The organism is Microbacterium sp., assembly GCF_031988965.1.
Classification (GTDB): Bacteria; Actinomycetota; Actinomycetes; order Actinomycetales; family Microbacteriaceae; genus Microbacterium.
Genome location: NZ_DALZXX010000101.1, coordinates 1 through 10,878, shown reverse-complemented (window position 1 = coordinate 10,878; position 10,878 = coordinate 1). Strand labels below are relative to the sequence as shown.

General features: G+C 68.5%; 10 protein-coding genes. 6 read left to right on the top strand and 4 right to left on the bottom strand.

What is annotated here, in order from left to right; genetic code table 11:
- Positions 1-758 (bottom strand): MFS transporter (locus RTM68_RS13935; RefSeq protein ID WP_312171928.1); only part of this gene is annotated, 758 nt, incomplete at its 3' end.
- A gap of 94 nt (positions 759-852) precedes the next feature.
- Here RTM68_RS13935 and RTM68_RS13930 point away from each other — a divergent pair.
- Together RTM68_RS13930 and RTM68_RS13925 are read left to right on the top strand one after the other, a co-directional pair.
- The gene (locus RTM68_RS13930) at positions 853-1,158 is read left to right on the top strand and encodes a transcriptional regulator (protein ID WP_312171927.1); all 306 of its coding nucleotides are present in this window, start codon (positions 853-855) and stop codon (positions 1,156-1,158) included.
- Between the two features lie 108 nt (positions 1,159-1,266).
- Positions 1,267-2,610, top strand: coding sequence for a DUF222 domain-containing protein (locus RTM68_RS13925; protein WP_312171925.1), 1,344 nt, complete (start codon positions 1,267-1,269; stop codon positions 2,608-2,610).
- Between the two features lie 20 nt (positions 2,611-2,630).
- On the opposite strand, the gene RTM68_RS13920 is transcribed toward RTM68_RS13925, so the two are convergent.
- Both RTM68_RS13920 and RTM68_RS13915 read right to left on the bottom strand, forming a co-directional pair.
- Complete coding sequence (locus RTM68_RS13920) at positions 2,631-3,389, bottom strand: SDR family oxidoreductase (protein WP_312171922.1); 759 nt, start codon at positions 3,387-3,389, stop codon at positions 2,631-2,633.
- A 1-nt stretch (position 3,390) separates the two neighbouring features.
- On the bottom strand, positions 3,391-3,666 hold the full coding sequence (locus tag RTM68_RS13915) for a helix-turn-helix domain-containing protein (RefSeq protein ID WP_194763207.1): 276 nt from the start codon (positions 3,664-3,666) through the stop codon (positions 3,391-3,393).
- A gap of 38 nt (positions 3,667-3,704) precedes the next feature.
- On the opposite strand from RTM68_RS13915, the gene map reads away from it, so the two are divergent.
- Positions 3,705-4,475 carry a type I methionyl aminopeptidase gene (map, locus tag RTM68_RS13910; RefSeq protein WP_312171920.1) on the top strand — a complete coding sequence of 257 codons (771 nt, stop codon included), beginning with the start codon at positions 3,705-3,707 and terminating at the stop codon, positions 4,473-4,475.
- Between the two features lie 52 nt (positions 4,476-4,527).
- On the opposite strand, the gene RTM68_RS13905 is transcribed toward map, so the two are convergent.
- A complete protein-coding gene (locus tag RTM68_RS13905) occupies positions 4,528-6,072 on the bottom strand; it encodes a glycosyltransferase family 2 protein (RefSeq protein ID WP_312171917.1) in 1,545 nt (514 codons plus the stop codon).
- 143 nt (positions 6,073-6,215) lie between these two features.
- On the opposite strand from RTM68_RS13905, the gene RTM68_RS13900 reads away from it, so the two are divergent.
- The 3 genes from RTM68_RS13900 to RTM68_RS13890 all read left to right on the top strand — a co-directional run bounded on the left by RTM68_RS13900 (position 6,216) and on the right by RTM68_RS13890 (position 10,643).
- The gene (locus RTM68_RS13900) at positions 6,216-6,815 is read left to right on the top strand and encodes a PadR family transcriptional regulator (RefSeq protein WP_312171915.1); all 600 of its coding nucleotides are present in this window, start codon (positions 6,216-6,218) and stop codon (positions 6,813-6,815) included.
- Positions 6,816-6,839: 24 nt separating this feature from the next.
- The gene (locus tag RTM68_RS13895) at positions 6,840-8,528 is read left to right on the top strand and encodes an AarF/UbiB family protein (RefSeq protein WP_312171913.1); all 1,689 of its coding nucleotides are present in this window, start codon (positions 6,840-6,842) and stop codon (positions 8,526-8,528) included.
- A gap of 105 nt (positions 8,529-8,633) precedes the next feature.
- A complete protein-coding gene (locus RTM68_RS13890; RefSeq protein ID WP_312171910.1) occupies positions 8,634-10,643 on the top strand; it encodes a BCCT family transporter in 2,010 nt (669 codons plus the stop codon).
- Positions 10,644-10,878: the final 235 nt, after the last annotated feature.

Below are 10,878 nucleotides of genomic sequence, written 5' to 3'. Positions count from 1 at the left end.
CCGAGCTCGGTGTGCACGATGGTGGCGCCGAGCGAGAGGAACAGTCCTCCGGTCGCCCAGCCGGCGATCACCGCGGGAGCGCCGCGCCAGAAATCGCCGCGCACGCTGCCGGGGGTCGAGAGGCGGAATCGCAGGGATGCCCACGCGCCGGGTCGCCGCGGCGCGGTCTCGGGGGCGAGGAGGAACAGGCCGGCGAGCACCAGGTAGATCGCGGTCAGGGGTGCGAATACGTCGAGCAGCGGATCGCCCGTGAGGTCGAGGGCGATACCGGCGAGGATCGCACCGAGTCCCAGGCCGATTCCGGGGCTCAGGGCATTCCAGAGTGCGGCGACGCGGGCCTTGCCTTCGGGGGCGAGATCGAGCGCGGCGGCCGACAGGGTCGAGATGAGCACGCCGCTCGCCGCCCCCTGCAGGATGCGCGCGAGCACGAGGGTCGCCACAGTGTCGGCATGCCAGAACAGGATCATGCTCGTGGTGAGAAGCAGGAACCCGGCGATCGCCACCGGTCGGCGACCGATGTGGTCGGAGAGCGATCCCGCGCTGAGCAGGGCGAGAAGGAGTGCGATCGCGTAGACAGCGAAGATCGCGCTGATCACGATGGAGTCGAACCCGATCTCGGCGGCGAGCACGGGATAGAACGGCGACGGAGCGCTCGCGCCGACCATCATCGCGATCTGGGCCACGATCGCGAGGGCGAATCCGAAGCGCGAACGGCGGACGGATGCTGTCGCGACGGGTGTCGGGGCGGTCATCGTCATGCGTGCTCCTGAGGTCGGGGGTGCGTGGGTTCGAGAATCATCGAACTGTTGGAGCGTACTCGCCTTCGCGCGATTGTTCAACTATTCTCGAACCATGCCAGGCGACCTCCCGCATCCGGATCGCTCCGAGATCCAGCTGACAGACGTGCTCTTCGCGCTGAGTGACCCCGAGCGCCTGGCCATCGCGCGGCAGCTCGCGGACGGTCCGCTCGATATGGCCGAGTGCCATGCGACCGACCCGAATCTGCCGAAGTCGACCAAGTCCCACTTCATGAAGGTGCTCCGCGAGGCGGGCGTGATCCGCAATGAGCCGAACGGGCGGAGGCGGATGCTCACGCTGCGTCGCGACGACCTGGATTCGCTGTTCCCCGGACTTCTGGAGTCGGTACTCCGGGGGTAGGTCGGCGTCGTTCTCGCGTGCTCGCGGCCTTTCCCGGGCATCTCGGAGTTCTGGAATCGACTAGTACATATCTTCGAAACTCCGTGCGTACGCGAGTAAAATCGAGACATGTCGAAGTTGGTCGGTCTGCACGAGGCGATGTCCCGCCTCGATGAGGTGTGGGCGGATTCCGGCTCGGCGTCAGGTCTCTCCCGCGAGCAGTTGCTCGCGATGAACACCGCGATCGATGCGATGAAGCGACAATTGGATGCCGTGCACATCGACGTCGCGGCGCGCATCGCCGCGGAGTCGCGTGCGGAACTCGGTGCCGGTGGTCTCGCGAAGCAGCAGGGGTATCGTTCGGCCGCCACGCTGATCTCATCGACGACCGGCATCTCGTTCGCCGAGGCATCGAGGTTGATCAGAGTCGGCGAGGCGACGGCGCCGCGCGCTGATCTGCTCGGATCGCCGCTGCCGGCTCGGTATCCCCTCGTGCGCGCGGCTCTGCTCTCCGGGCGGCTCGGCGTGCAGGCTGCGGCGCTGATCCTCGCGCTTCTCGAGCGGTGCCAGGTCGCGGTCGGCGCGCAGAAAGTCGCCGAAGCCGAGAAGACCCTCGTCGACGCGGCCGTCGACCTGCCGCTCGACGACGTGCGCAAGATCGTCGATCGGGCGGAGGGGTGGCTCAACCCCGACGGCAGCGCGCCGCGCGACGAGGAGCGACGGTCGCGGCGGTCGTTGACGATCTTCGAGCGTGACGGCATGGTGCATCTCAACGGACGATTCCACCCCGAGGCTGCCGCTCCGATCGTGGCGGCGATCCGCGGGTACGTCACGGCCGCCTTCGCAGCGCGCAAGGGCGAGCCGGCGGCTGAGTCACCCGATGCTGATCGTCGCAGCGTGGCGATGCTTCAGGCCGACGCGCTGGCGCTGTTCTGCGCGCACGTTCTCGGATGTCGAGATGAGCGGATGCCGCTGGCCGGCGCCACCGTCGTCGTGCGGGTGACCCTCGACGACCTGCAGTCCGGCTGCGGAACGGCCGAGATCGACGGTATCGGTCAGAAGATCAGCATCGGTGCCGCGCGCAGGATGGCAGCGAGCGGCGGGGTGATTCCGTGTGTGCTCGGCGGTGACAGTCAGATCCTCGACTGGGGTCGCGAGAAACGGCTCTTCACGAAAGCTCAACGACTGGCCCTCGTCGAACGCGACGGCGGATGCGCGATGTGCGGACTTCCGCCCGAGATGACGAAGGCGCATCACATCAGGTGGTGGAGTCGAGATGCGGGGCCGACCGATCTGTCGAACGGCGTGCTGCTGTGCGAGACCTGCCATCACCGGATCCACGACAACGGATGGGACATCCGCATCGACGGAGTGGGTGTCGCGGCGAAGGTGTGGTTCCTTCCGCCTGCGTACGTCGACGCTGAGCGCCGGCCCCGACTGGGCGGTAGGGCCCGATTCGATGTGGCCGCATGAGTGCCGTCGGCGTCGTGTGCTCAGCGGAAGTACGAGGCGCCGTTGAGATCGAGAACGGTGCCGGATGCCCAGACGGCGCCCGGCGACGTCAGATAGGCGACGGCATCGGCCACCTCGCAGGCGGTTCCCACGCGGCCGAAGGGGCTCTGGCCGCGGATGCTCTCGCCCTGAGCGCCGGCGAGCTTCTCGGCCTGGCGTTCGGTCGCGATCATCCCGGGGGCCACGGATGTGACCGCGATGCCGTGCGGTGCGAGCGCCAGAGCCAAGGACTGTCCGAGCGCCTGCAGTCCAGCCTTCGTGGCTGCGTACGCGGGATGCTCTGCTTCACCGCGGAATGCTCCGCGCGAGCCGATGTTGACGATCGCTCCGCCCGTGCCCTGGGCGATCATCTGCTGGGCGACGAGCATCGTCAGGTTCGACGTGCCGATCAGATTCACCGACACCATGCGCGACCACGATTCCTGCCAGTGCGCATACGTGGTCGTGTCGATGCGATGCGCGTTGGCACTGCTCGGGGCGATCGCCGCATTGTTCACCAGGATGTCTATGGATCCGAGGGTGCTGACGGCGCTGTCGACGATCTGCTCGGCTGCGGCGGGGCCGCTCAGGTCGCCGACCACCAGCGTGTGCCCGGTACCCGCGAGAGACGACAGCGTCTCCTCGGCGGCTGCGAGATCGGCGCTGCAGTGCACGGCCACGCGATCTCCACGCCGGGCGAGGGTCTGGGCGATGGCGCGGCCGATGCCGCGCGAGCTTCCGGTGACGAGGGCGGTCGCCATGTCAGGACGCGACCTGCGTGCGACCGTCGGAGCGCGGAGGCTCGATCTCGGCCCAGACGGAGTCGAGTGAGAGGTGCAGCACCCCGGCGACGGCGGCGATGGTCGAGAACGACGGAGTGGCGACGCGGCCCGACTCGATCTTGCGCAGTGTTTCGGGTGAGATTCCGGCATCGAGGGCGACGCTCAGCATCGAACGCGAACCGCGCGCCCGACGCAACAGGGCGCCCAGGCGCTCGCCGCGTTCGACATCGGCGGGGGTGAGCGGAAGACGAACCATCATGTGCCCATACTAATACCGGGATAGTATTACCGGTCATGATTGAAATCCTCAACGCGGAACAACTCCACAGAGCACGTGAGACCGGTGCGCTGGTCGGCTCGATACTCCAGAGCCTCAAGCGGCGGGCTGTCGTCGGGGTGAACCTTCTCGACCTCGATCGGTGGACGAAGCAGCTCATCGAGAACGCGGGGGCCGAGTCCTGCTACGTCGATTACGCGCCGTCGTTCGGCCGTGGGCCGTTCGGCCACTACGTGTGCACGGCGGTGAACGACGCGGTGCTGCACGGGATGCCGCACGACTACGTCCTCGCAGACGGCGATCTGCTGACGCTCGACCTCGCCGTGACGCTGCAGGGCGTGGCGGCGGACGCGGCGATCAGTTTCGTGGTCGGTTCGCATCCTGCGACAGAAGACCTCGCGATGATCGCGGCGACGGAGCGGGCGCTGGCGGCGGCGATCGCGGCCGCACGGCCGGGTGCCCGCATCGGAGACCTCTCGCACGCGATCGGGTCGGTACTGTCGGCGGCCGGGTACCCGATCAACCTCGAGTTCGGCGGGCACGGCATCGGGTCGACGATGCATCAGGATCCGCATGTCGCGAACGACGGGCGCGCGGGGCGGGGGTACCGATTGCGGCCCGGACTCCTCCTGGCGCTCGAACCGTGGGTCATGGCCGACACCGATGAGCTCGTGACCGATGCCGACGGGTGGACGCTCCGCAGCGCCACCGGATGCCGCACGGCGCACACCGAGCACACGATCGCGATCACCGAAGACGGCGCGGAGATCCTGACGCTCCCACGGTGATCATGACGCTGCCGAGGTGATCCTGACGCTCCCGCGGTGATCTAAGCAGCCCTCAGCGTCCGCGCGAGCGACTCCGCACCCGACGGGCGGCGCGGCCCGCGAAGTCCTTGAATCGGCCACCGGGCCAGACGCGGCGCAGCTCGACCGACCCTCCGCGGGTGGCGACCGGGGTGCAGGTGCGACCGGCCAGCAACGGCGAATGGCCGGCACTGGCGAGGGTCGCGGCATCCGATTTCAGCGGCACGTCGAACGTCCACCCTGCCCGTCGCACCTTGGCGACGAGTCGAGCGCCGCGGGTCTGATCCGTCGGTCCGAACACCTTGAGGGGGTCTATCGCGAACGTCACCGAGGTCCGGTCCTGCAGTGACGATGCGGCGATCCGGCGCTCGTCACCCGTCGTGGTGTCGCGCAGGAAGAGCTCGATCTGATCATTGCCGAGCTCGCGACCCGCGAGCAGAAGGCCGGAGGGCAGATCGGCCCCCGAGAACGGCAATGACGTCAGCCGCCCCGATCCCGGCTCGAAGACGAGAGCGTCGGCGCCGTCACGGGTGACCGCGACGCGAACCGCCAGATGCAGGCCGCCGCCGCGAGACCAGCGCGCCTTCGTCACCTCTGCGCGGCACGTCATCTCGGATTCGAAGCGCGCGAACTCCACCAGATCGTCGCGGCGGTTCGCCCGCAGCAGCGCGGCACGGATCCGCTGCGGAAAGGCCAGGCCGCCGTCGACGCCCGGCCCGAAGCGGCGCTGCGCGAGAGGGGTGACGACGTCGAGAAGTCGAGTCCGATACTCGGCGGGGTACGCGACCATGCGCTTGCCTGACAGCCGCTTGAGGATCTTGCCGCGGAACCAGTGCCGCAGCAGGCGGTCGCGCAGTCTGCCCGGCGCCGTGTACTCCTCGACGAGGTCGAGCACCGCCTCGAGATGCGGGAAGTACGACTCCGGGTCGATGCGCGACGAGCTGGCGCTGCCGGGCTGCTTGACCCACGCGTAGCAGGGCTCGCTCGCGAAGATCGAGATCGTCTCGGCCTCGAAGTACGCCCGCATCACGAACAGGTGGTCCTCGAGGCGAACCTTGCCCTCGGGGAAGCGGATCTCCCGATCGCGCAGGAAAGCGGTGCGGAACATCTTGTGCGGCGTCAGCATCTCGAGCAGCGGGTCCTCGCCGAGGCGTGCGTTCGGCACATCGCGGCGGAAGATCCGTCTCGGCAGGGGTCGTCCGATGCCGACCTCCTTGCCGACGACCACATCCGACCCGTGCGCATCGGCGAAGTCGCACAGTCGCTCGAGAGCGGAGTCGAACAGCCAGTCGTCCTGATCCACGAACTGCACGTACGTGCCACGCGCCGCCTCGACACCGCGGTTACGGGGAGTGCCCGGCCACCCGGAGTGCGGCAGATCCAGCACCCGCACGTACGGCCGGTCGGCGGCGATCGCCGCGAGCTGCTCGCGCGTCGCTTCGCCGGATCCGTCATCGCACAGCAGCACCTCGAACAGCGACGCATCCAGGGTCTGCCGATCCAATGAGGCGATGAGCGCGTCGATGGCCTCCCCGGGCTGGAAGACGGGCACGACCACACTCACACGCAGATTCGACATCCTCCGCAGTCAAACACCGAGACCTGTGGAGCACACGGGGGTTGCTTTCAGGCGCGCGTGCGTGCAATCTCCCGAACTCCCACCCCACGCACAGCCTTAACGATATATCGTTGACTATCGCTCACCACTCCAGGGAGGTCACCATGAACAACGCATTCCCCTCGAACCCCTTCGGCGGATCCGGCTTCGGTGCAGGCTCCGGGGGTCCCGCATCCGCGATCTTCGATGCCATGGACCAGCTCCGCAAGAGCTTCGAGAAGTCCTTCGAACAGCGCCCCAGCGGCGGATCGCGCATGGCCAAGGGCGACGTCCGCACCGCCGTGCTGTCGCTGCTCGCCGAGAAGCCCATGCACGGCTACCAGATCATCAACGAGATCGCCGAGCGCAGCGGCGGATCGTGGAAGCCCAGCGCCGGCTCGGTCTACCCGACCCTGCAGCTGCTCGCCGACGAGGGTCTCATCGAGGCCGAGGAGCAGAACGGTCGCAAGACCTACTCGCTCACCGAGGCGGGCCGCGAGGTCGCGGTCGAGAGCACCGAGACCCCCGCGCCGTGGGAGTCGCAGTCCAAGGGTGAGAGCCTGCACGACAACCCCCGCTACAGCGCGCTCCCCAAGGCGGGTGTCGACCTCGCCGCCGCCGCGGCTCAGGTCGGACGCAGCGGCAGTCCCGAGCAGGTGCAGCAGGCGGTCGATATCCTCGACGAGGCGCGCCGTAGGCTGTACACGATCCTCGCTCAGGACTGATCGCACACGACCCAGGGACGACACATGACGGATGCCGCGGCGCAGGGCGCCCATCGCGCCCGATACCGCCGCATCCTGTCGTTCGCGGCGCGCGAGTTCATCAAGATCTGGTGGTTCGAACTCGTGCTGCCGCGCTTCGGCATGACGTCGATCGCCGAGCGCACGCGCGGCCCGCGGATGCAGCGCTTCGCGAAGCGCTTCCACGTGCTCGCCGTCGAGCTCGGCGGCCTCATGATCAAGGTCGGACAGTTCATGTCCTCACGCCTCGACGTGCTGCCGCCCGAGATCACGAAGGAGCTCGAGGGGCTGCAGGACGAGGTCCCCGCGGTGCCGTTCGCCGACATCCGCGCCTCCGCCGAGGCCGAGCTCGGCATCCCTCTCGAGCAGGCCTACGCCTGGTTCGATCAGACGCCGGTCGCCGCGGCATCCCTCGGCCAGGCGCACCGTGCCCGACTCGCTGACCAGGATGCCGCCGACACCGGGCTCGACAGTGTCATCGTCAAGGTGCAGCGTCCCGGCATCGATGAGATCGTCGCGGTCGACCTCGCCGCGCTGCGCCGCGTCGCGAAGTGGCTCACCCGGGTGCGGCTGGTGTCCGACCGCGTCGACGCCCCGGCCCTCGTCGAGGAGTTCGCCGAGACGAGCCTCGAAGAGATCGACTACCTGCACGAGGCCGCAAGCGCCGAGCGGTTCCGCGAGAACTTCGCCGCGGATCCGCGCGTCGACACCCCCGAGATCGTCTGGGAGCGCTCGACTCGTCGCGTGCTCACGCTGTCCGACGTCACGGCGATCAAGATCAACGACACGGATGCTCTGCGCGCGGCGGGCATCGATCCGGCTGCCGTCGCCGATGCGTTCGCCGAGGTCATGTTCGACCAGGTCTTCACGCACAGCTTCGTGCACGCCGACCCGCACCCGGGCAACATCTTCGTGACGCCCGAGGCGGCATCCGACACCGGGCAGAACTTCCGTCTCACGTTCATCGACTTCGGCATGATGGCCGAGGTCCCCGATAACCTGCGCGACGGACTGCGGATGCTGCTCATCGCGGTGACCGCGCGAGACAGCCGCGGACTCGTGAAGGCCGCGCAGGAGATCGGCGTGCTGCTGCCCTCCGCCGACACCGCCGAGCTCGAGCGCGCACTGAGCGCGCTGTTCTCCCGCTTCGGCGGCATGGGCTTCGCCGAGCTCGCGACGGTCGATCCTCGCGAGTTCAAGGACTTCGCCGACGAGTTCGGCGACATGGTGCGCTCGCTCCCGCTGCAGCTGCCCGAGAACATGCTGCTGCTGATCCGCGCGGTCTCGCTGACCTCGGGCATGTGCTCGAGCCTCGACCCCACCTTCAACGTGTGGGATGCCGCCGAGCCCTACGCCGGGCGACTGTTGCGCGACGAGTCGGGCAACCTCATGCAGGACATGGCCCAGCAGGCCATGGAGACCGCCGCCGTCACCTACCGTCTGCCCAAGCGCATCGACGCGATCATCACCCGCGTCGACGACGGCAACGTCACGTTCGACACATCGGCCCTCGAGCGCCGGCTCGACCGCCTCGAGGGCATCGCGCGCCGCATCGGATCGGGCGTGCTGTTCGCCGCGATGCTCGTCGGGGGAGCGCTGCTCGTCCCGTCGATCGCACCCCTCGGCATCACGCTGATCTGCGTGTCGGCGCTGCCCCTGCTGCACTCGGTCTTCGGCGGGCGTCGCCCGCGCTGACGTCGGTCCAGGGTTGCTGAGCGAGGCCCGCGGAGCGTCCCGAGTCGACACGTGCGGCGACCAGGCCCCCACCCGCAGAATGCCGGCATGGGAGAATTGGTTCCCATGGACACTCCGGACGATAAGACGCCCCCGAGGAACGACGCTCCGAAGACCACGACCGCGGCCGTCCGTCAGGCCGCCAAGGCCACCGAGGCCGCTCAGAAGATCGTCCGCGACATCGCCGCCGTCCCGCCGCGCGGCGTGCATCCGGCGCTGGTTCCCGGCGTCGCGGTCGAAGAAACCGGACGCACCTACCGCACCGATCCGCTCGTCTTCGGCGTCGCCGTCGCGCTGACCGTCGCGTTCATCGCCTGGGGCGTGTTCGCGGGCGACAACCTCTCGGGCACCACCTCGACCGTGCTCGCCTGGGTGGTCGAGTACTTCGGCTTCTTCTTCACGACGATCGCCACCGTCATCCTCGTCTTCATGCTGTTCATCGGCTTCAGCCGTTACGGGCGCATCCCGCTCGGCCGCGATGACGAGGAGCCCGAGTTCTCGATGTTCTCGTGGATCTCGATGCTGTTCGCCGCGGGCATGGGCATCGGCCTCGTCTTCTGGGGTGCCGCCGAGCCGCTCACCTTCTTCGAGAGCCCGCCGCCCGGCACGGTCGAGGCCAACACGCTCGAGGCCATGCACACCGCCCAGACGCAGGTTCTCTACCACTGGGGTCCGCAGGCCTGGGCGTTCTACGCGCTCGTCGGCGGCGCGATCGCCTACGGCGCTTTCCGTCGCGGACGCACCCCGCTGATCTCGTCGATCTTCGCGCCTCTGCTCGGCGAGGGCCGCACCACCGGTCCCCTCGGCCGCACGATCGACATCTTCTCGATCATCGTCACCCTGTTCGGCACCGCCGCCTCGCTCGGCCTCGGCGCCCTGCAGATCGGCCACGGAGTCGAGATCGTCAGCGGCATCGGCGAGCTGGGCAACGGCGTGCTCATCGCCGCGATCGCCGTGCTCACCGCGTGCTTCATCGCATCCGCCGTGTCCGGCGTCTCGAAGGGCATCCGCGCACTGTCGAACATCAACGCGGTCGTCGCCCTGCTGCTCGCCTTCTTCGTGTTCTTCGTGGGCCCGACGCTGCTCATCCTCAACGTCATCCCCTCGGTCGCCGTGCAGTTCCTCGGCGACCTGCCCGAGATGGTCGCCCGCTCGGCGTCTCAGGGCGACGAGGCGCAGATGTTCCTCTCGAGCTGGACGATCTTCTACTGGGCCTGGTGGATCTCGTGGTCGCCGTTCGTCGGCATGTTCATCGCCAAGATCTCGCGCGGCCGCACGCTGCGCCAGTTCGTGTCGGTCGTCATCGTCGTACCCGCGGTCATCTCGCTCGTCTGGTTCGCGATCTTCGGCACCACGGCGATCCAGCAGCAGATGGACGGCGCGAACCTCACGGTCGACCCGCCCGAAGAGGTGCTCTTCGGCGTGCTCGAGAACCTGCCGTTCCCGCTGATCACGAGCATCGTGCTCATCCTGCTGATCGCGATCTTCTTCATCACCGGGGCGGACTCCGCGTCACTTGTGATGGGAACGCTGTCGCAGCAGGGGCGGCCCGAGCCGTCTCGGTGGGTCTCGGTCGTCTGGGGTGTGCTGGTCGGAGTCATCGCCGCCGTGCTGCTCGTGTCGGGTGAGGAGGGCAGCGGCCTGCGCTCGCTGCAGAACGTCACGATCATCGCGGCGCTCCCCTTCGCGGTGATCATGGCGTTCATGATGGTCGCATTCATGAAGGACCTCCGTCGCGATCCGATGATCCTGCGCGACCGCTATGCCCGCATGGCCGTCCGGCACAGCGTCATGTCGGGACTCGAGGAGTACGGCGATGACTTCGCGCTCGTGCCCGTCGCCTACGACCATTCGGAAGACGACCTCGACTGGATCGACGAGGCCGACGTCGACGACAGCCTCGCCGAGGTCTACGCGACGGCTACCGAGGCGATCGACATCATCCCGGACGCCGGGACGGATGCCGGGGCGCATGCGGATGCCGGGGCGGGGACGGATGCCGGGTCGGATGTCGGGACCGGGTCGGATGCCGCTGCGGATGCCGGCTCCTCCACCCGGGGGATCGGCACGTCCTGACCTCGCGCGGTTCGCGCGGGGGCGTCGGCCACGGTGTGCGGGGTCGATATCGCACCGGGTTTCGCGCTTTCGGGTGCGGAATCGACCCGGGGTGCGGAATCGACCCGCGTGGCGGCGTCGGCCACGGTGTGCGGGGTCGAAAGCGCACCGGTTGGGGCGCTTTCGGGTGCGGAATCGACCCCGGCTGGCTCGGCGACGGCGTGCGACGGCGGCGGCGGCGTGCGGGGTCGAAAGC